The following is a 20,148-nucleotide window of genomic DNA, read 5'->3' on the forward strand; positions in this document are numbered from 1 at the left end:
AAAATCCTTGCTCATAAAAATGGGCTTTAATATCCATAAGGAGAAAAGATGAAACATTATGAGGTTTTATTTATCTTAAAACCAACACTTACTGAAGAGGAAGTGAATGCGAAGTTGGAATTCGTTAAAGAAGTCCTAACCAAAAATAGTGCAGAAATTGAAACTGTTGTTCCAATGGGTACTAGAAAATTAGCGTATAAAATCAAAAAATACGAAAGAGGAACTTATTTTGTGATTTATTTCAAAGCTCCTACAAACTTGATCGCTGAGCTTGAAAGGGTGTTAAGAATCACTGAAGAAGTAATAAGATTTTTAATCGTAAAATATGAAAATAAAAAAGAAATTGCAGCTTGGGAAAAACTAAGCCACGGGATTAAGCAATCTAAAAAAGAAATTAAACCTTTAGATGCTCCTGAAATTTAATAAGGAAAAAGATGTTTAACAAAGTTGTTTTGGTTGGAAATCTTACACGTGATATAGAAATGCGTTATGCACAAAGCGGTAGTGCTATTGGAGCTTCCGCTATAGCAGTAACAAGAAGATTTACCGCAAATGGAGAAAAAAGAGAAGAAACTTGCTTTATTGATATAAGCTTTTATGGTCGCACCGCAGAAGTTGCAAACCAATACCTTGCAAAAGGTTCAAAAGTACTCATAGAAGGACGTTTGAGATTTGAACAATGGAGTGATCAAAATGGACAAAATCGCTCTAAACATAGCATTCAAGTTGAAAATATGGAAATGCTTGGCAATTCCAATGTTCCACAACAAGGCGGTTTTGGCAATAATAGCTTTTCAAACAACAATTATAGTGGAAACTATGAAAATCAAAGCTATGATCCTTATATGAGTGAAAATCAAAATTTTAATAAAGCAAAAGCAAACCCTGCTCCACAAAGAAACCAAAACCCACAACACGAAGAAAAATTAAAAGAAATTGATATCGATGCTTATGATAGCGATGATACTAATTTACCATTTTAAAGGATAAACTATGGCAGAAAAAAGAAAATACTCTCGCAAATATTGCAAATACACTGAAGCAAAAGTTGAATTTATTGATTATAAAGATACAGCAATGTTAAAACATGCTTTATCTGAAAGATTTAAAATCATGCCACGCCGTTTAACAGGCACAAGCAAAAAATACCAAGAAATGGTAGAAGTTGCAATCAAACGTGCAAGACATGTAGCTCTTATCCCTTATATAGTGGATAGAAAAGAAGTAATCAATAATCCTTTTGAAGGACTATAATCTTTTAAAGCAAACTTGTAAAAAGTTTGCTTTCTTATACATTTATTCTCAAAATAAAGTTAAACCAAAGTATATTCTAAAACATCACTGAAAGTATCAACAGCAATGATTTCCATATTGTCTCTAACCTCACTAGGAATATCTTTTAAATCTCTTTCGTAATTTTTTCTTGGAATTAAAGCTGTTTTTATATCTGCTTTATAAGCTGCAATTAATTTTTCTTTTAATCCGCCTATTGGTAAAACTTTTCCTTTTAAATCTATTTCACCCGTCATTGCAACATCTGCTTTAACCTTTTTATCACTAAAAATAGAAGCAATAGCTGTGCTTATCGTAATACCTGCACTTGGGCCATCTTTTGGAGTAGCTCCATCTGGCACATGTATATGAATATTATAACTATCATAAACATTAACTTTAGGATCAATAATTATTTTTTTAGGTATTTTTATTTTTCCTTCATCGATTAAAACTTTTATCATGCTAAAAGCAATTCTAGCTGATTCTTTCATTACATCACCCAAACTTCCTGTGAGCGTTAATTCTCCTTTACCTTTAATTTTTACAGCCTCTACTTTTAAAACATCTCCACCTACGCTTGTCCAAGCCAAACCATTGACCTGACCTACTTGATTTTCTCCATTATTTTTTTCTATTTCAAAAACTTTTTTATCTAAAAATTCATTCAAATTTTTTGTATTAATAATGACTTTTTTAATATTTTCTAAAAGTAGTTTTTTAGCACTCTTACGACACAACTCTGCCACTTTGCGACGCAAATTTCTAACTCCTGATTCACGAGTATAATCGCTAATGATTAGCTCTATAGTTTCATCATCAATAAATAATTCATTGGATTTTAAGCCATGTTTTTTAAGCTCATCTGGAATTAAATATTTTTTCATTATATGAAATTTTTCACTTGGAGTATAAGAGCTAAGTTCTATAAATTCCATTCTATCTCTTAAAGGTGCAGGAATATTGCTAATATCATTTGCCGTTGCTATAAAAATGACTTTACTTAAATCAATATTAAAATTTAAATAATAATCCCTAAATTTAGAATTTTGCTCTGGATCTAAAATTTCTAAAAGCACCGCACTTGGATCGCCTCTAAAACTGCGATTTAATTTATCAATTTCATCCAATACAATTACAGGATTAATTTGTTTTGCCTCTATGAGTCCTTGAGTAATACGTCCAGGCATAGCGCCTATGTAAGTTCTACGATGACCACGCAGCTCATTAACATCTTCAAGTCCACCTAAGGCTATACGAATAAGCTCTCTTTTTAAAGCTTTTGAAACAGAATTTGCCAGTGAAGTTTTACCCACGCCAGGAGGCCCATAAAGACAAAGTATAACTTTAGCACCATCTTTTTCTGCTATTTTTCTTTTTTCTAAAAGCTCCCTAACTGCAAAATATTCTTCTATGCGTTCTTTTGGTTTATTTAATGCATAATGATCATGGTTGAGCTGTTTTGAAACTTCCTTAATATCAAGTTTTTTCTTAGAAATTTTTTCAAAAGGAACATCTAATGCTGTTTCTATGTAAGTTTGAATCATCGATGCTTCGGAATTATCTTGATGAATGCGTTCGAATTTTTCAATTTGTTTTTTGATTTCTTTATAAGCGTCTTCGTGCATAAATTTCTTCTTTAACTCCAGACGCTTTTGATACTCTCTAACCTCATCTTCTTTTTGCGTATCAGAACCAAGCTCTTTTTGAATTTGTCTTAATTGTTCTTTTAAAAAATATTCTTTATTTACCTTATCAATACGAGAATGTACTTTATTTTTAATTTCTTTTTGAATTTTATTAGCTTCTATTTCTTGAGCAATTAAATCTATTAATTTTACTAATTTTTGTTCAAGATCTGTTAAAACAAAAAACTCATAAGCAACTTGTTTTTTAATACGCACAGTATTTAAAATCAAATCGCAAATCCTAGATGCATCAAAACCTTCTTCAATTGTTCTTAAAAGATCTGGAGAAAAATAATGACTAATATTTGCCAAATTTTTTACTTTCTCTTTTAAAACTTCAAGAAGTGCTTCTTTTTTAGTTCCTTCTAAAAAGTCTTCTTTTATAAGTTCTATCTTGGCTTCTAAAGGTTTATTAGAAATTTGCTCTATAATTTTACCCTTGGCATATCCTTGAAAAAGTATTTTCACTCTTCCATCAGGCAAAGGAACTTTTCGCATGATAGTCCCAATCACTCCGCAATTATAAATTTCATCAAAATTTCTTCCATTTTCCAACTTTGAAGGTGCAACAAAAAGCATGCTATCATTTTTAATCGCAAGATCTAAAGCTTTCATATTGGATGAATCGTTAATAAAAATAGGAGTTATCATAAAAGGATATAAAAATAATTCATCTTCAACCAATACTGGTAAATTTGCTGGATAATTTTGTATCTCTTCAATCTGCATTTATTTTCCTTGTTTATTAAAATCTTTCAAATATACTTCTATACCAAGGAAGCTCAGGTTTGATAATACTTTGCTGATAAAATTCACTTTCTTGAAGTCTTTGTTTATAAATTTGTGCACTTTCATCATGCCCTATGCGCTGGTATAGATTTTCTATAGTACTATTAAGATAAAAAACCGCTAAATTAAATTTTGTAAGCATTGTTTGAACCAAAGGTTCATATTCTGTATAAGGATAATCTTTCAAAAAAGTATCTATTTCTTTTTGGCTTTCAAGCATTAAAGCCTGATTACGATTTGGCACTGCAAATGCATCAAATTTTGCCTTAATTTTAAGATAACGAATATAATCAGCATTGCGTGAATTTCCAAATTTTTTATTATATTCATCTAAATAAAATTCAGCTAACTTATATTCCTCTTCATCCATATGAGCTTGTGCTAAAATAATTAAAGTAGTTTCTAATAAAGGATCGGCAACATGCTCACTTGCCATACCATTATAATGATCATCAGCTTTTTCCAAATCCTTGTCCTGCAAATCTTTAATAATTTGCTTATACCACTCACTAGCACTAAGATTGTATAAACCTTCATCATTTTTCGTACTACACGCACTAAAAAAAACACTTAAAAAAACCAATAAAAAAATACCTTTTTTCATACTTCACCTTGATTTATATTCTCAAAAATATATATTTTAACGATTTTATAATTATGTTCTTCTAAAATTATAATAAAATTAATTAAATAATTTAAAATTTTGGAATGATTATTGCTTATTTTATGTTAAAATATTAAACATTATAACTTGAGGAGAAAACATGACCCTAGCTGTTAAATGCCCTATCTTAGGTTTTGAAGAAACCAAAAATATGGAATTTTCAACTATCGATGAAGTATTTGTAAGACTTAAAAGTCTTGATGGTAAAGACTTTTCTTTTGTTTTAATTAATCCTTATTTGATTAGACCTGATTATGAATTTGATATACCAACTTATTATCAAGAGCTTCTTTCTTTAACACCTGAATCTAATATGAAAATTTTTAATATAGTAGCCATAGCAAAAAGCATTGAAGAATCGACAGTGAATTTTCTAGCTCCAGTAGTCATTAATCTTGATAATAATACTATGGTACAAGTGATACTAGATACAGTTAATTATCCCGACTTTTTTCAAGCTGATCAAATTGCTAATTATATTAAAAAATAATGCTCTATATACTTGCAAATGGATCTATGGCAACAGCCTTAGCCTATGGGTTAAAAGATGATTATGAAATTTGTATAGTAGGAAGAAGTATAGAAAAACTTCAAGCCCTCACCAAAGAAGGCTTTAAAACCTTACTTTACAAAGATTTTAACATAGAAGGTAAAGATGTTATTTTAGCATTTAAACCTTATGCTTTAGAAAATATTGCTCAAATGCTAAAAGGACAAGCACGTATCTTAATCTCTGTTTTAGCCAATGTTGATTTTGAAAAACTACAAACCATCAAAGCTCAAAATTATGTTAGAATAATACCCAATACAGCAGCTAAATACAAGGCTTCAACCACACCATATATACTTAAAAACTCTCATTTCGAAAATGAAATTTTAGACATTTTAAAAACTTTTGGCTCGGCTTATAAATTAGATAATGAAATACAAATGAATGCAGCTATGGCGATTAGCGGCTGCGCTCCTGCTTTTTTAGCACTTATAGCAGAAAGCATTGCTAATGCTGGAGTTTATGAAGGTTTGTCAAAAGAACTTAGTCTCAATCTTACGCGCTCTTTATTTAAAAGCTCTAGTGCTTTACTAGAACATGAACATCCAGCTATTATCAAAGAAAATATTTGCTCCCCTGGCGGAGTTACAGTAAAAGGCATAAAAATACTCGAACAAAAAGGAATTCGCGGAAGTTTTTTTGAAGCCATAAATGCTAGCAGCGCTAAATGAAAAAGGCTTTCATACTTATAGAAAGCATTAGTGCTATAACGATCATATCTTTAATTTTCATTGGCATTTTTTATTACTATATTCAACTTTACAAAAACTATGAAAATTTAAATATTTTTGAAAGACTCTATAAACTTCAAGAAGAATTATATGAAAAGCCTATTTTTAAAACCATCATACTTCAAACTTCAGCCTTAAAACCTATAGTTTTACAAGAACAGTTTGTTAATGATGGTATATTTCAATTTCAAAAATTATACTTTCAAGATCAAAATTATAGCGTTTATTTTAAAGAATGAGCAAAGCTTTTACACTTTTTGAACTTATAATATCACTAATACTTTTTACTTTTATAACTAGCTTACTTTCAAAACCTTTAATGGATTTTTATCATTTAAATTTTACTGCTTTACATACAAACAATCTTATCACTCAAGCACATTTAAACTTGCTTAAAATAGAAAAATTAATACAAAATTGTATTAATATTACATTTTCACAGAATACATTAAAATGTCTTTTAAAAGATGAGTTAATTAGCCTAAAAGATAATAAACTTTATCTTATTAATTCTGCTCTTATTTTAGAAAATAATCATACACTTTATTCACCTCATTCTGATTTTAAAACACAACTCCAAAATAGAAAAGATTTATATAACGACAATGAACATATTAGCTATGCTTATAAAATTAATAAGATTGAAAAAATATCTATCTTGGAAAATGGTATATCTGCAAATTTTACAGGTAGTTTTATTCCTTTGCAAGCTCAATTAGTTATCAAATTGCAAAATGAAGAACTTATATATGAAATAAAGCCAAAATTTAATGAACAATTAAACCAACAAGGATTAATTTCTAAAAACATAAGCTCATTTAACCTGCAAAACAATAAATTAAAAATTTGCCTAAAAAGACAAACAAAACATTGCCTTGAAAAAAGAATTTTACTGTGAAAAAAGCTTATGTTTTAATTTGGACAATTTTTTTAATACTACTAATAAGTCTATGGATGAGCTTGACCTTAAACATATCCAGCTATACTCCAAAAATAATCCAAGATAGTTATTACTACCTTCAAGCTCAAATTTTAAGTCACAATGCAACACAATTTTCTAAATATTTTTTATATCAAGCAAAGCAAGAAAATAAAGAATGTTTAGACAATATATATTTTAATTACACAAAAGCTTTGATTAAAATAAAATATTTTTATCCTATTGCACAATGTGTTAATTTTAAATTTTCCAACTTCAATCCCGATGCAAATTTAAGCAAAGATGGTGTTATTATAGCCCACATTAGTATTGCTTTAAATCGTGATAAAAACGTCAATGATGAAATTTTACTCACAAAAAGCATTATTATTTATCCCAAAGAAAATTTTTGGAATTTAAAAAATTAAACCAAAGTCTTAGCGAGCTTAACACAGTCTAAAAGACTTTGATTTTCGCATATATAAAGATTTTTAAAATTTAAAAGCTTCTTTGCTGTGCTTTGCCCTATAACTACAACCTTATCTTCTTCTTTTAAGCTATAAAATTTTAAAAAATTTTCTACACTTAAAGGAGAGGTGAATATAAAAATAGCAGGATAGATAAGCTTTTTGTCGCCTTTTTTAAAAACATTTTCATAAACAATCATTTCATCTAAATCCACACCTACATTTTTAAGATCCAAATTTAAAGTTGAAACAATATTTTTAGCCCTTAAATACAAACATTTTTGCATTTTTAACTCCTCTTTACATTCAAGAAAAAGATCTTTTCCATAAGCCTTTGATGGAATTTTAATCTTTTTAAAACCTAAATTTTTAGCGTATTGAGCTGTACTTTGTCCCACAGCGTATAAATTGAGTTTGAAATTTAAAGTGATTTTTGCATGTTGTAAAGCTTTTAAAGCATTTTTTGAAGTGCAGATTAAAGCATCATACAAACTCAAATCCACACTAAAATCATAAAAAACAATCTCATTTAAAATAAGATTTTCCACCCCTTCAAAAGGAGTTTCATTTAAGAGATAAATTTTCATAGATTTTACGCTTTAGCTCTTTAGCTGCCAAAAAAGCATCTTTAGCATCCATGATCGCCCTAACCACAGCCACACCGCTTAAATTTATACCCTTTAACTCAACAAGTGCTTCTTTGTCAATCCCACCTATGGCTACAACCCCTATAGGGCTTTTATCACAAATTTGACTTAAAAGCTCAAGGCTTAAAAGCGAACTTTCTTTAGTAGGCGTTGCCTTAATAGCTCCACAACCTAGATAATTTACTCCTTGTATAAACTCAAGTTGTTCTAACTTTTTAAGACTTAAGCCTATGATTTTTTCATCTCCTAAAAGCTTTCTAGCTAATTTTGCTTCTAAATCTTCCTGTCCTAAATGCACCCCATCAGCATCTAAGGCTAAAGCTATATCCACCCTATCGTTAATCAAAAAAGGTATTTTATAAGACTTGCAAAGTTTTTGCACCTTTAAGCCTAGTTTATAAAATTCTCTTGCATTAAGCTCTTTTTCACGAAGTTGTATGATACTTACTCCGCCTTTTATAGCATTTTCTAAAGTATTTAAAAAACACTCCTCGCTTTTATTTCCCTTAGTAGCAACCAAATAAAGGCTAAGATCTAATTTATTTTTCATCTAGAAACTTGAAAAAATGATTTGTAGGACCACAACCTTTTCCAAGATTAAGTGAATAATAAATCGCATTTCTTACATACTCTTTAGCTTCACTAACAGCGTGAAATAAATTCTTGCCTTTAGCTAAATTACTAGCAATAGCCGAAGAAAGCGTACAACCTGTACCGTGAGTATTTTTAGTTTCTATGCGTTCGCCTTTTAAAATATAAATTTCTTTTCCATTATAAAGCACATCATTGGCATTTGCTTCACTATGTCCGCCTTTAAGTAAAACTGCCTTAGTCCCCAAGCTGCATAAATGCTTAGCTGCTTTTATCATCTGCTCTTCATTAGCGATCTTAAAACCACATAAAAACTCTGCTTCAGGAATATTAGGAGTAAGAATGTCTGCAAATTTTATTATAGTTTGTTTGAAAAAATCACAATTTTCTTGCGGCATTAAAGCATGGCCATTTTTGGCAAACATTACAGGATCAATAACTATATTTTGAGGTTTAAACTCGCTTAAATTTTTAGCTACACAGCTCATTAATTCACAAGAACCTATCATTCCGATTTTAGTTGCCTTTGGCACTATATCTTCAAACACGGCAAGCATTTGTTCATCCACGCTTTGAGTAGGTATATCGTGTACAGAAATCACCCTTGCGGTATTTTCAGCTACCACACTTAAAATCACACTCATACCAAAAAGATTGTGTGCACTAAAGGTTTTAAGATCGGCTTGTATCCCTGCTCCACCACTACAATCACTCCCTGCTATAGTTAAAACAGGTATAAGTTCACTTCCTTTTGCTTTCATAAATCTTCCTTTAAAATTTTGATCCATTCTTCACCCTTAGGGCTTAATTTTTGTCCTTTAAAACTCTGTTTTGCAAAAGCTACAATCAAAGCATGAAAAATTTGATAAAGTTCGTAAAGTTCGCATTTTTTTCCTAAAATTTTATACAAATTTTCTTGCTCACTCTCTATGTCACTTTGAAAAAATTCTCTTAATTCTTCATAATTTTCAAACTCATAACCTAAGTAAAAAGCCAAACGCAAACTATAATTATCTACAACCAAAATCTCTCTTTTGCAAAGATAGTTTAAAATACTATCAACGCTTTCAAAACCTAAACCTTTGATATTTAAAAGCCATTCTCTGCTTGCATTTGTTTTAAAATTTTCTAAATTTTCATAAGTGTTTATGATACTTTCTACCAAACCTTTTAAACGCTTAGTTTTGGTATTATAAAATCCGCTAGGCTTAATTAAAGTTGCAAGTTCTAAATTGGATAAAGTATTGATTTGTTCTAAGCTTGCAATATTTTCTTTTTTCAAATTTTCTAAAGCTTTTAAGACATTTTTCCAATTTGTATTTTGAGTTAAAACGACAGAAATTAAAAGCTCAAATTCACTCAATCCTTGATTTTCAAGCCAATCAAAATCATGATAATTTAAATCCAAATTTAAAAGCTTGGTAAAAATTTGTGCTCCAGTCATTTAAAATTCTCCTTAAAAGCTAAATAAAATTGCTTTGCGGTACGACCACTTCTACTTGCTCTTAGAGTAGCAAATTCTTTAGCTTTAGCGTGCAAAAGCTCTTTATCACAAGAATAATCTTTAAAATAAAAATCTATCATCTTTAAATACTCTTCTAAATTTCCCTGATAAAAACTTAACCACAAACCAAATCTATCACTCAAACTTAATCTTTCTTCAGCAGCATCGCTTAAATGAAGTTCTGTATGTGTGATTTGCGTATCAAGATTATCAGTAATGCTTTCACTTAATAAATGCCTACGATTTGAACTCGCATAAATAATTACATTATTTGGGGCTTTTTCTATGCTTCCCTCAAGTAAAGGTTTTAAAAATTTATAACTATCATCTCCCTTTTCAAAAGAAAAATCATCACAAAAAAGTATGAATTTAAAATTTTCTAATCTGATTTCATCGATGATATCTGCTAAGGCAAATAAATCTTCTTTATTTAATTCGACAAGTCTTAAGCCCTGTTCTTTAAATTCATTAAATATAGCTTTAATTAAACTTGATTTTCCAGTGCCCTTAGATCCCCATAAAAGTGCGTGATTTGCTCCCTTATCTTGAATGAAATTTAAAGTATTTTCATAAAGTGCTTTTTTTTGACTTTCCATACCTACTAAATCTTTTAAAGCAATAGGATCGATTTCAAAAATAGGCTTTAAATAATCTTTTCTTGCTCTATAAATTGCTGCATAAGTTTTATTCCAATCCATTTTAAGCCTTTCTTAAATGCGTTAAAATTGCCTCTAAAATATCATCGTCATCTTTGCTTTTTGCCTTGATGAGTTCTTTTTCATCATTTAAAGCAGTAAATTGAATATTTTGCTCATAGTTACTAATGCTTTTAAATTTATTTAAAGCTAAAATTTTAATAGTAATCAAAGATAAAAATTGCTTAGTATAAATGTCAAGTTTTCCAAAGCGATCTTCAATTTCACCTTCGATCTCATAAACCTCATGAACTTGCTCACACTTGCTAAGTCTTCTATAAAGTTCTAATCTTAAGCGATCTTCGCTGATAAGTTCGCTGTTTAAAAAGGCATTAACATTGAGTTTTAAATCAAGTTTATTTTCTTTTTGATCCACTTCATTTTTACTTAAAGCATTAAGTTCATCTTCTAACATTTTAAGATATAAACTATATCCAATTTGCTCAATATGTCCACTTTGATCTACGCCTAATAAATTTCCACCGCCACGAATTTCAAGATCATGATAAGCCAAAATAGAACCTGCGCCTAAAAAAGAATTACTTTCTAAGGAAACTAGACGCTTTAAAGCATCTTTTGTGATAGCATTTTTATCTTCAATTAAAAAATAACAATAACCTTGCTTATCACTTCTTCCTACACGCCCACGCAATTGATGCAAATCAGCCATGCCAAAACGATCGCTTTTTTCTACTATGATAGTATTTGCATTTGGTAAATCAATCCCACTTTCTACGATAGAGGTACTTAAAAGCAAATCATATTCTTTGTTTTCAAATTTCAACATTTCTTCTTCTTGCATCTTGGCATCGATTTTAGAATGTAAAATCAAAATACGCAAAGTAGAAAAAAGTTCTAATAAATGCTTTTTACATTGCTCTATACTTGCAATATGATTATGAATATAAAAAATTTGCCCACCACGTCTTAACTCTCTTGCTATAGCTTCTTTTAAAAGTGCGTCATCATTTTCTTTGACAAAAGTTCTTACATCCATTCTATCTTCTGGTGGAGTTTGCAAAACACTATAAGATTTTATAGAACTTAAAGCTTGATTTAAGCTTCTTGGTATAGGGGTTGCTGACATGGATAAAATATGTGAATTTTGAGTGATTTCTTTAAGCTTTTCTTTTTGCTTCACTCCAAATTTATGCTCTTCATCAATAATAACAAGGGCTAAATTTTCACATTCTACACTTAAAAGTGCATGAGTTCCTACAACTACACAAGCTTTATTTTCTTTTAAATTTTGTAAAACTTGTTTTTTTTCTGCACTACTTGTAAAGCGATCCAGTTTAAAAACCTTTATATCAAAAGGATCAAAACGCTTTTTTAAGGTTTTATAATGCTGATGAGAAAGCAAAGTCGTAGGCGCAAATAAAAATGCGCAAAATCCACTTTTAACTACTGGATAAATAGCATTCATAGCGACTTCTGTTTTTCCAAAACCCACATCACCGCTTAAAAGCCTATCCATGACTTTTCCACTTTGAAAATCTTGCAAAATTTCATGACAGGCTTTATCTTGATCGCTTGTATAAATAAAACCCGCACTAGCTATAAAATCAGTCTGTCTATTTAAATCCACTGTAATTTTTTTTGCTTGCACCAAAGATCTTTTAGCCGCCATAATAACAATTTCAGAAGCTATGGCTAAAAGTTTAGTCTTTAATTTTTCTTTAAGTTTAATAAAGCTTGTTTTACCTAGTTTATCTAAACTTGGAATAGATCCACTCACGCCCAAATATTTATCAATTAAATAAAGATTTTCCACTGGTAATAAAAGCTTATCAGAATTTTGATACTCTATAGCAACAAACTCTTTTTTTGCTCCGCTTATCACTATCATCTCAAGACCTAAAAATTTACCTACCCCATAATCTTCGTGTACTATATAATCCCCATTTTTAAGCTCATCTATAATCAAACTAGCTTTTTTTCTTGTTTTTTGTTTTTCTTTTTGATTTAAAGAAATGATTAGCTCTTCATGACTAATAAGATTAAGCCTTAAATCACTTTTTACAAAATGAATATTTTGAGTATCTTCAAGCTCCAAAGCTTTAAACAAAGCTTCGTTTTTAGCTAAAAGTGTGATTTTTTTATTTTTATGAAATTCAAAAAAATCTTTATTGTAAGAACTTTGCAATTCTTTAAATTTTTTAGCTTGAGGTAAAATTTTTGCATTCACAAAACTTATATCTTTTTCATATTCGTTAATATCAAACTTTTCACAAGCTAAAAAATCAAGTTCTAAATAATTAAAAAAATCATCAATACACCAAAACCCTAAAGAATTGATATCATGTATTAAAGTATCACTTTGAAAATCTTCTAATTTGTCCTTAAAAATTTCATAATTTTCTTTGTCAAAATATTTTAAAAAAGGACAAATTTCAAAATGTTCTAGTTCGTTAGGAATAGACTTTTGACTTTGCAAATCAAAATATCTTATACTTTCAATCTCTTCGCCAAAAAGCAAAATTCTAATAGGATTTTCTTCATTGATGCAAAAAATATCAATAATATCCGCACGAATTGAAATTTCACCTTTATCCTGAACTATATCTACAAATTCGTATCCCAATCTTGAAATTTCATCTTCAAAACATTTCAAATCAAAATTTTGTTTTTTATCGATATGATAATTTTGCAAATGTTTTTTTGAAGGAAGTTTTTTTAAAACAGTATTTAAAGGAGAAATAAGGATTTTTTTTTCTTCTTCTTTATGATAAGCATTTAAAATCTTACAAAGATCAAAAAGTTCTTTAGAAAAAGCCCTTAAATCATCTCCAAACTGCGCTCTAAAATCAGGTAAAACAAAGGTTTTTAAACCCTTAAATCGTGAAACTTGAGCGAGTAAATCTGCTTGTTTTTCATCTTTACAAAGAAAAAGTTCACAAATTTTTGGATTTTGTAAGTATTCATAAAATGAAGCTTGCATTATTCTTCGTTGTTATTTTCAATAAGTTTGATAGTATCTTCTTTAATTTTACTAGTTCCATTAAAGCGACCGCCATTTTCTATAGAAATTTTTTGCGTTGAAATATCACCATTAACAACTCCGCCCGCTAAAATTTCTAAACTATTAGCCTCAAGTTGCCCTTCAAAACACCCATTTACTACAATTTTATCTGCTTGTAATTCACCTTTTAAATTTCCATTTTTTCCGATAACCACAATGCTTTCAGAATGAATAATGCCACTTAACTCTCCATCAACATGGAGCATAGAAGTAAAATAAAATTTACCCTCAATTCTCGCACCTGAAGAAATTACTGTTGTTTCTGAGCTAGAGCTGGATGTTGGGCTGATACCGCCTTTATTAAAGATTGCCATGGAACTCTCCTTTCTTGATTAAAAAAATCATTCATATTTTTTCTTTGCAAATTTAAAAAATACAAAGGTTCTAAAGTTTTATTAATAAACCTTACCTCATAGTGCAAATGCGGCCCCGTAGAAAGACCTGTATTACCACTATAACCTATCAACTGCCCTTTATTAACAAATTGACCTGCTTTGACCACTTCTTTGCGCATCATATGAGCAAATACTGTTTTAAAACCAAAATTATGCAATAAAATTACATTATAGCCATAGCCATTATCACTATAACCTGAAAATTCCACTACTCCACTTGCTGGTGCATAAATAGGGGTACCAATTTCTGCTCTTAAATCAATACCAGGATGAAATTCCCTTCTTTTTAAAAGCGGATGCTCTCTCCAGCCAAAATTTCCTGTAATGCCTTTATTTTCAATAGGCCATCCATTAGGAATTTGTCCCAAAATTCCAAGTTGCTGCTCATTGGTAAGCTGAAGATTATCAAGTCTTGCACTAATTGTAAGATTATTTTCTACTTCTAAGCCCAAAGCCTCTTCAAAAGAAGCTATTTTATCTTCTATAGCTGCATACTGCTGAGTTTTTTCTTCTATGCTTTTTTGCATTTGCGAATTAGATAATTCCAATTCTTTGCTTTTTTTCAAAAGCTCCTCACGCTTTTCACTGATATCGCTAAGTTTGCTATCGAGATATTTGATATAAAAACCACTAAAAACTAAAAATAAAACAATAAAAGCAATAGTATAAAAAACTATTTTTTTGATTATTTGATTTAAATAAAAATGTCTTGAACCGTTAATATCTGTAATGGTAATAGTGAATTTATTTTTTACCACACCACTCCTTTAAAAAAATTTCTACCAGCATAAAAGAACCAAAAACTAGATTTTTTTTATTCTCTTCTAATTTTACAAATTCTTTGCATTGTATACCTAGCTTTGATGCAATACTATAAATTTCATCATCGGCCAGCTTTCGTTCTGCACTTTTATATTTATATATTTGTATTGTATCAATAATAGGCTTTAATGTATTTAAAATTTGAAAAATATCCTTATCCAAATAAGCATTATAAATAAGATTTATTTTTTCTCCTTGAAATTTATCAAGCATAGCCTTAGCAGCCATAGGATTATGACCCACATCAACAAAAAAATTTGGAGAAATTTCTTGGCATCTTCCTTGTAAATTTAACTCTTGTAACTTTTTTAAAGCTTCTAAGGTTTTTTCTTGCGAAGTTAAAATTTCACAAGCCTTTAATGCAAGCTTTAAATTATGCTTTAAAAAATAAGGTAAAACAAACTTTTTACAATAAATCTCAAATTTTTCTTTCAAAAAAGGATTTAAGGAGGAAACTTGCAAATTAGCTTTTTTTAAAAAAGCAATTTTTTTTGCTAAATTTAAAACATTTTGCTCTTGCTCATCACTTATAAGTGCTATAGGTGCCATAACTTTAAGCTTGGTTCTTGCAATATCTTCTAAAGAATTGCCCAAAATTTGAATATGGTCAAATCCAATTCTTGTAAAAATACTCATTCTTCTTTCAAAAATAGAAGTAGCATCATATTCTCCACCCACTCCTGCTTCTAAAACAATGAAATCGCATTTTTGAAATAAAATCATAGCTAAAAAAGTAGCATATTCGAAATAACTTAATTTTTGCAAGTCTTGTTTAAAAATTTCTTCAAGTCTTATATGAGCTTGTTCTAATTCTTCATCATTCGCAATCTTACCATCAAGATAAAATCTTTCATTAAAACTGAAAATGTGCGGGCTAGTATAATGCCCTATTTTATAATTTAAATTTTCTAAAAGTTGGGTTAAATATCTACCCGTGCTACCTTTACCATTTGTGCCTATAAGTTGGATTATAGGAATATTTTTAAAATATTTCTTATATTTTTCATACATTCTAAACATCAAAAAACGATCAATTTTATCGTAATTTATACTTTTTTGAGCTAAAAAATTCTCAACTTTCATTATGTTGTTCATTAACCGCTGCAATTTGCTTTATTAACTCATCTAAAATATTAATACTTGGCTTACTTTGCTTATCAAGATAAGCCACGTGAATTTTAGGAGTTATAATATCTTGCTTATAAATAAATCTAAAATTTTCTATAGTTTTAAGATTTGTATTTACAAGCTGTGTAATTTCATCTTTGCTTTTTCCTGGCGAAACAATCAAATAACTCTTTTCATCTATCATCCACAGTTCATCAAATTCACTACAAGAATCTTTTAAAATTTTTTTAAATCGAACAAAAATTTCATTCAAACTTCCCATACCATATTTTTCCATAATGAAACGGTAATTTACTATAGAAAATAAAGCTAAAGAATAATTAACTTTATACTTATTAAAATTTTCATCCATTTTATCAAGCTCTTTAAGAACACTCCAAGCCTCTCTCTCTTCTAAGCTTTGCGTGAATTCAATTTGATTATTTAAAGATGTAATTTTTTCTCCAAGTTGTTTAAATTTTAGTTTTAAATCCTCAAAACTAAGTTTTACTTCCCCATTTTCATCTGGTTTTAAGGTATTGATAAAATCCATATTTTTTTCATTCGATTTATTAAGTAAGACAAGCAATTCATAGATTTTTTTTAGATTATCGTTAAAAAAATTTAAATTTTTTTGGACATACATATTATCAACCATTATGCGATGATTTATAAATTCCATTAGTTCATTTTTAAAATTTTCTTCGCCTATTACAAAAGGCTTTTGTGTTAAATTTTGTATAAAACCTTGAATTTTTAAATCTTCTACCAATGAAGGATTTAAACCCAAGCATAATAATTCACTAAAGTGCTCATAACTACGCTCTTCAAGCTTGACTAAGAGTTTTTTAATCACGCTATCATAATCATCATATTTACTAATGCCATATTTACGAGCTTGTTCTTCTAAGTCATTTTCATCATAATTTCTTTCAAGCTCTTTCCATTTTTTAGTAAGCAAGTAAATACTTTCACTATCCATAGTTTTAGAAATTCTAATCGAAGTCACCTTAGCCAAATCTCTTATCTTTTTATCCTTACTTATTTGCAAAGTTTTAGATATAGTATATAAAAAATCAAAAAATTCACTAAATTGTTTTCCGCTTTGTCTATTTAAAACAGAAATTAAAAAACTAATTAGTTCTTCTAAACTTCTTATAGTTTTAGAATTTAATTCTTGTTGATAAATCGGTAAAAGCAAGGTTTTGTATTTGTCAAGTTTAGCTTTATTTGAGCTTGTGATACCATATTTTAAAGATAATTCTTCAAAAATTTCCGTATAATTTTCAGGAGTTGGTTTTAGTTTTCTTTCTTTTAATGCAATTAAAGTTTGCTTTGCTATTTCATTAGTATTTGGAATCACGTTTTTGCCCTTTAATAGCAATTACGGAAATAAACTCATCAAATGCCTCGCTTGAAGCTGCTCGAATAGCCTCATACCTTGCAGAATCACTAATAATACTATTTGGAGAAATTTCAAAATTATAACTTCCACTTGTACTAAAAGCCTGACTTGAACCATCTTTAAAGACAACATTAAAATCTAAATTTAATTTAGCTTTATAACTAATGACATAACCATTTTTATCATAAGCTAAAGGAATAAGTTCTAAATTATTCATTTTAACATTAATTACATCATCTGCCTCATGTTTTAAAGCAAGCTTACGCCCTAATTTTGAAATTACCATTTCTTTTAAAGTATCGGCAACATAGATACTATTTTTTGGGTCTTGTTGACTTAATTCAACATTAACATAAACTTTCTCATCGAAAATATTATTAGCGATTTTTGATGTAGGAATATATCCACAAGCACCTAAAAATAAACCAATACAAAAAATTAAAATCTTTTTCATTTAATCACTAGATTAACTAGCTTTCCTTCCACATAAATTTCTTTAACTATACTCTTGCCTTCAAGCCATTTAGCAGTATTTTCTTTTGCAAAAGCTAAAATTTCTTCTTTGCTCGCACTACTTGAAATTTCAAATTCAGCCCTTTTTTTACCATTAATACTTACAGCTAAATTTAAAGTATCTTTTACAAAAACCTCTTCTTTAAGTTCTAATTTTTTGAAATTTTTACATTTAAAAAGCTCCTCGCTAAGCTCAAAACAAACATGAGGAATAATAGGCTCTAAAATATTTAAAATAATATAAAAAGCCTCTTGCTCCAAAGCTTCATTTTTACAAAGTGCTAAAGCATTTAAAGCTTCCATACAAGCTGCAATTAAAGTATTAAAAGCAAAACTTTGATGATAAACTTCAAAAGATTTTTTCAAAGCTTCATATACCTTTAATCTTGCATATTTTTCTTCTTTGTTTAAATTTTCTTGTTTTAATTCTACAAGCTCACCTTTTTTAACATTTTGCGCCCTATCATAGAGTTTGCAAATAAATCTATAAGCCCCTTCAACCGCATCATCATTCCATTCAAGCTCTTTAGCCGGAGGCGCAGCAAAAAGTATAAAAAGTCTTGCGGTATCAGCACCGTATTTTTCTATAATCTCATCAGGATCTACAACATTGCCTTTTGATTTTGACATTTTAGCACCATCTTTTAACACCATACCCTGAGTTAAAAGTCTATCAAAAGGTTCATTTTGTGTTAAATAACCCAAATCTCTTAAAGCTTTTTGGAAAAATCTCGCATAAAGTAAATGCAAGATTGCATGTTCAATACCACCTATATATTGATCCACACTCATCCAATACTTTACACTTTTTTCATCTAAAGCTTTTTCCTGCCAAGTTTTCTCATCACTTGCAAAACGTGCAAAATACCAAGAACTTTCAAAAAAAGTATCTAAAGTATCGCTTTCTTTTTGAGCCTCTTTGCCACATTTGGGACAGATACAATTTTTCCAAGTTGGATGTTTATCAAGTGGATTACCCTCACCTGTAATTTGCACATCTTCGGGCAGAGTAATAGGTAAATTTTCTAGTTTTTGAGGTACTATACCACAACTTTGACATTTAATCATAGGAATAGGCGCACCCCAATATCTTTGACGCGAAACACCCCAATCACGAATTTTAAAATTTACAACCCTTTTTCCTATATTTTTAGCTTCAAACTGAGAAATGATTTTTAATCTTGCTTCATTACAATCAAGATTATCAAATTCTTGACTATTAATTAATTTTCCTAATTTTTGCATATAAGGTAAATTTTCTTGAGTTTGAATAACTTGTTTGATGGCAAGATTATATTTTGTTGCAAATTCAAAATCTCTTTCATCATGAGCTGGAACAGCCATAACCGCTCCACTACCATAATCAGCCAAGACAAAATTAGCCACCCATAAAGGAATTTTTTCTCCGCTTAAAGGATGAATGGCATAAATTCCTAAAAAATAACCTTCTTTTTCAGAACTTTGTCTTTCTCTTGGGCTTTGATTTTGAATAACTTTGATTTTATTTAATACATCTTGATTTAATAAATTTTGTGAAAGCAAATTTTGAACAATCTTATGTTCTGGAGCTAAAGCGATATACGAAACTCCATAAATTGTATCTGCTCTTGTAGTAAAAACTTCTAAAGAACTTTCTTTGGTTTTTTGCTTGCTTTCTTCGTCTAAATTTAAAGAAAATTCCAAACCTTCGCTTTTACCAATCCAATTTTCTTGCATAGTTAAAACTTGATTAGGCCATTTATCTTTTAATTCTTCTAAATCTTTTAAAAGTTCCTCAGTATAAGCAGTGATTTTTACATAATAACCTGGCATTTTTTTCTGCACTACTTCATGACCACAACGCCAACATTTTCCGTCTTCAACTTGCTCATTAGCCAAAACCGTTTGATCTTGTTCACACCAATTTACATTTGCTTCTTTAGTGTAAATCAAACCTTTTTCAAACATCTTAATAAAAAATTCTTGCTCAAATTTTGTATAAAGTGGATCTGAAGTAGCAAGCATTCTTTTTTTAGAAAAAGAAAAACCTAAAGAAAAAAGTTCTTTTTTCATATAAGCTATATTTTCATAAGTCCATGACTTAGGATGAATTTTATGTTTAATAGCTGCATTTTCAGCAGGCATGCCAAAACTATCAAAACCTATAGGATGTAAAACATTAAAACCTATCTTGCGATAATATCTTGCCAAAGCATCACCTATAGTATAATTTCTTACATGCCCCATATGAATGCGTCCACTAGGATAAGGAAACATCGATAAAATATATTTTTTAGGCAAATTTAAGTCATCTTTTGGCTCAAAATATTCATTTTCATCCCAAATTTTTTGCCATTTTTTTTCTATTAAACTTGCTTCATAAGCCAT

Annotated in this window: 22 protein-coding genes; 8 read left to right on the forward strand and 14 right to left on the reverse strand. The window is 29.3% G+C overall.

All coding sequences use genetic code 11. The features are described from left to right. The first annotated feature begins 48 nt into the window (after positions 1-48). From rpsF to rpsR, 3 genes are read left to right on the forward strand one after another with little or no spacing between them, the layout of a single operon-like run. The gene (gene rpsF / locus FBF20_RS05500) at positions 49-423 is read left to right on the forward strand and encodes a 30S ribosomal protein S6 (protein ID WP_002890070.1); all 375 of its coding nucleotides are present in this window, start codon (positions 49-51) and stop codon (positions 421-423) included. Positions 424-434: 11 nt separating this feature from the next. Next, positions 435-983 (forward strand): single-stranded DNA-binding protein, encoded by a 549-nt coding sequence (locus FBF20_RS05505; protein WP_002890071.1) that lies wholly within the window; start codon positions 435-437, stop codon positions 981-983. Positions 984-993: 10 nt separating this feature from the next. Beyond that, positions 994-1,254, forward strand: coding sequence for a 30S ribosomal protein S18 (rpsR, locus tag FBF20_RS05510; protein ID WP_002853032.1), 261 nt, complete (start codon positions 994-996; stop codon positions 1,252-1,254). A 59-nt stretch (positions 1,255-1,313) separates the two neighbouring features. Here the strand turns inward: rpsR and lon are convergent, their stop codons facing one another. Continuing rightward, positions 1,314-3,689, reverse strand: coding sequence for an endopeptidase La (gene lon / locus FBF20_RS05515; protein ID WP_002853487.1), 2,376 nt, complete (start codon positions 3,687-3,689; stop codon positions 1,314-1,316). Positions 3,690-3,705: 16 nt separating this feature from the next. Continuing rightward, complete coding sequence (locus tag FBF20_RS05520) at positions 3,706-4,353, reverse strand: outer membrane protein assembly factor BamD (RefSeq protein WP_002852961.1); 648 nt, start codon at positions 4,351-4,353, stop codon at positions 3,706-3,708. 160 nt (positions 4,354-4,513) lie between these two features. On the opposite strand from FBF20_RS05520, the gene fliW reads away from it, so the two are divergent. The 5 genes from fliW to FBF20_RS05545 are packed head-to-tail and all read left to right on the forward strand — an operon-like array spanning position 4,514 to position 7,041. Next, on the forward strand, positions 4,514-4,903 hold the full coding sequence (gene fliW / locus FBF20_RS05525; protein WP_002852982.1) for a flagellar assembly protein FliW: 390 nt from the start codon (positions 4,514-4,516) through the stop codon (positions 4,901-4,903). Next, positions 4,903-5,634, forward strand: a complete 732-nt coding sequence (locus tag FBF20_RS05530) for a pyrroline-5-carboxylate reductase (RefSeq protein ID WP_002864259.1) — start codon at positions 4,903-4,905, stop codon at positions 5,632-5,634. The genes fliW and FBF20_RS05530 overlap by 1 nt, the downstream gene beginning before the upstream one ends. Then, the gene (locus tag FBF20_RS05535; RefSeq protein WP_002853046.1) at positions 5,631-5,933 is read left to right on the forward strand and encodes a type II secretion system protein; all 303 of its coding nucleotides are present in this window, start codon (positions 5,631-5,633) and stop codon (positions 5,931-5,933) included. Before FBF20_RS05530 ends, FBF20_RS05535 begins: the two co-directional genes overlap by 4 nt. Continuing rightward, on the forward strand, positions 5,930-6,592 hold the full coding sequence (locus FBF20_RS05540) for a hypothetical protein (protein ID WP_002858296.1): 663 nt from the start codon (positions 5,930-5,932) through the stop codon (positions 6,590-6,592). The genes FBF20_RS05535 and FBF20_RS05540 overlap by 4 nt, the downstream gene beginning before the upstream one ends. Beyond that, positions 6,589-7,041, forward strand: a complete 453-nt coding sequence (locus FBF20_RS05545; protein ID WP_002859148.1) for a hypothetical protein — start codon at positions 6,589-6,591, stop codon at positions 7,039-7,041. Before FBF20_RS05540 ends, FBF20_RS05545 begins: the two co-directional genes overlap by 4 nt. On the opposite strand, the gene FBF20_RS05550 is transcribed toward FBF20_RS05545, so the two are convergent. Genes FBF20_RS05550 through leuS form a run of 12 tightly spaced genes read right to left on the reverse strand, consistent with a single transcriptional unit; the run spans position 7,038 to position 20,148 of the window. Further along, on the reverse strand, positions 7,038-7,667 hold the full coding sequence (locus tag FBF20_RS05550) for a uroporphyrinogen-III synthase (RefSeq protein WP_002878794.1): 630 nt from the start codon (positions 7,665-7,667) through the stop codon (positions 7,038-7,040). The genes FBF20_RS05545 and FBF20_RS05550 overlap by 4 nt on opposite strands. Beyond that, positions 7,645-8,277 (reverse strand): thiamine phosphate synthase, encoded by a 633-nt coding sequence (thiE, locus tag FBF20_RS05555; protein WP_002852670.1) that lies wholly within the window; start codon positions 8,275-8,277, stop codon positions 7,645-7,647. The genes FBF20_RS05550 and thiE overlap by 23 nt, the downstream gene beginning before the upstream one ends. Next, a complete protein-coding gene (gene thiD, locus FBF20_RS05560) occupies positions 8,267-9,079 on the reverse strand; it encodes a bifunctional hydroxymethylpyrimidine kinase/phosphomethylpyrimidine kinase (protein ID WP_002890078.1) in 813 nt (270 codons plus the stop codon). Before thiD ends, thiE begins: the two co-directional genes overlap by 11 nt. Continuing rightward, positions 9,076-9,762 (reverse strand): endonuclease III domain-containing protein, encoded by a 687-nt coding sequence (locus FBF20_RS05565; RefSeq protein ID WP_002852847.1) that lies wholly within the window; start codon positions 9,760-9,762, stop codon positions 9,076-9,078. The genes thiD and FBF20_RS05565 overlap by 4 nt, the downstream gene beginning before the upstream one ends. Beyond that, positions 9,759-10,520 (reverse strand): ATP-binding protein, encoded by a 762-nt coding sequence (locus tag FBF20_RS05570; protein ID WP_002852748.1) that lies wholly within the window; start codon positions 10,518-10,520, stop codon positions 9,759-9,761. Before FBF20_RS05570 ends, FBF20_RS05565 begins: the two co-directional genes overlap by 4 nt. 1 nt (position 10,521) lies before the next feature. Beyond that, positions 10,522-13,458, reverse strand: a complete 2,937-nt coding sequence (locus tag FBF20_RS05575) for a DEAD/DEAH box helicase (protein ID WP_002890080.1) — start codon at positions 13,456-13,458, stop codon at positions 10,522-10,524. Next, complete coding sequence (locus FBF20_RS05580) at positions 13,458-13,853, reverse strand: polymer-forming cytoskeletal protein (protein WP_002878797.1); 396 nt, start codon at positions 13,851-13,853, stop codon at positions 13,458-13,460. Before FBF20_RS05580 ends, FBF20_RS05575 begins: the two co-directional genes overlap by 1 nt. Next, on the reverse strand, positions 13,790-14,692 hold the full coding sequence (locus FBF20_RS05585; RefSeq protein WP_002853442.1) for a M23 family metallopeptidase: 903 nt from the start codon (positions 14,690-14,692) through the stop codon (positions 13,790-13,792). Before FBF20_RS05585 ends, FBF20_RS05580 begins: the two co-directional genes overlap by 64 nt. Next, entirely contained in the window at positions 14,679-15,863 is a 1,185-nt protein-coding gene (locus tag FBF20_RS05590; RefSeq protein WP_079263771.1) for a folylpolyglutamate synthase/dihydrofolate synthase family protein, read from the reverse strand. The genes FBF20_RS05585 and FBF20_RS05590 overlap by 14 nt, the downstream gene beginning before the upstream one ends. Next, positions 15,829-17,226, reverse strand: coding sequence for a hypothetical protein (locus tag FBF20_RS05595; protein ID WP_002858150.1), 1,398 nt, complete (start codon positions 17,224-17,226; stop codon positions 15,829-15,831). The genes FBF20_RS05590 and FBF20_RS05595 overlap by 35 nt, the downstream gene beginning before the upstream one ends. Then, positions 17,210-17,722: an LPS assembly lipoprotein LptE gene (gene lptE / locus FBF20_RS05600; protein ID WP_002890081.1), complete on the reverse strand. Its 513-nt coding sequence runs from the start codon at positions 17,720-17,722 to the stop codon at positions 17,210-17,212. The genes FBF20_RS05595 and lptE overlap by 17 nt, the downstream gene beginning before the upstream one ends. Then, complete coding sequence (gene leuS / locus FBF20_RS05605; protein WP_002878799.1) at positions 17,719-20,148, reverse strand: leucine--tRNA ligase; 2,430 nt, start codon at positions 20,146-20,148, stop codon at positions 17,719-17,721. The genes lptE and leuS overlap by 4 nt, the downstream gene beginning before the upstream one ends.

It is taken from the genome of Campylobacter sp. CFSAN093259 (assembly GCF_012889985.1).
In the GTDB taxonomy this organism is placed as follows: domain Bacteria; phylum Campylobacterota; class Campylobacteria; order Campylobacterales; family Campylobacteraceae; genus Campylobacter_D; species Campylobacter_D jejuni.

Coding starts and splice junctions, on each gene's coding strand:
- rpsF (WP_002890070.1), top strand. CDS start 49: ATGAAACATTATGAGGTTTTATTTATCTTAAAACCAACACTTACTGAA.
- FBF20_RS05505 (WP_002890071.1), top strand. CDS start 435: ATGTTTAACAAAGTTGTTTTGGTTGGAAATCTTACACGTGATATAGAA.
- rpsR (WP_002853032.1), top strand. CDS start 994: ATGGCAGAAAAAAGAAAATACTCTCGCAAATATTGCAAATACACTGAA.
- lon (WP_002853487.1), bottom strand. CDS start 3,689: ATGCAGATTGAAGAGATACAAAATTATCCAGCAAATTTACCAGTATTG.
- FBF20_RS05520 (WP_002852961.1), bottom strand. CDS start 4,353: ATGAAAAAAGGTATTTTTTTATTGGTTTTTTTAAGTGTTTTTTTTAGT.
- fliW (WP_002852982.1), top strand. CDS start 4,514: ATGACCCTAGCTGTTAAATGCCCTATCTTAGGTTTTGAAGAAACCAAA.
- FBF20_RS05530 (WP_002864259.1), top strand. CDS start 4,903: ATGCTCTATATACTTGCAAATGGATCTATGGCAACAGCCTTAGCCTAT.
- FBF20_RS05535 (WP_002853046.1), top strand. CDS start 5,631: ATGAAAAAGGCTTTCATACTTATAGAAAGCATTAGTGCTATAACGATC.
- FBF20_RS05540 (WP_002858296.1), top strand. CDS start 5,930: ATGAGCAAAGCTTTTACACTTTTTGAACTTATAATATCACTAATACTT.
- FBF20_RS05550 (WP_002878794.1), bottom strand. CDS start 7,667: ATGAAAATTTATCTCTTAAATGAAACTCCTTTTGAAGGGGTGGAAAAT.
- thiE (WP_002852670.1), bottom strand. CDS start 8,277: ATGAAAAATAAATTAGATCTTAGCCTTTATTTGGTTGCTACTAAGGGA.
- thiD (WP_002890078.1), bottom strand. CDS start 9,079: ATGAAAGCAAAAGGAAGTGAACTTATACCTGTTTTAACTATAGCAGGG.
- FBF20_RS05565 (WP_002852847.1), bottom strand. CDS start 9,762: ATGACTGGAGCACAAATTTTTACCAAGCTTTTAAATTTGGATTTAAAT.
- FBF20_RS05570 (WP_002852748.1), bottom strand. CDS start 10,520: ATGGATTGGAATAAAACTTATGCAGCAATTTATAGAGCAAGAAAAGAT.
- FBF20_RS05575 (WP_002890080.1), bottom strand. CDS start 13,458: ATGCAAGCTTCATTTTATGAATACTTACAAAATCCAAAAATTTGTGAA.
- FBF20_RS05580 (WP_002878797.1), bottom strand. CDS start 13,853: ATGGCAATCTTTAATAAAGGCGGTATCAGCCCAACATCCAGCTCTAGC.
- lptE (WP_002890081.1), bottom strand. CDS start 17,722: ATGAAAAAGATTTTAATTTTTTGTATTGGTTTATTTTTAGGTGCTTGT.
- leuS (WP_002878799.1), bottom strand. CDS start 20,148: ATGGCTTATGAAGCAAGTTTAATAGAAAAAAAATGGCAAAAAATTTGG.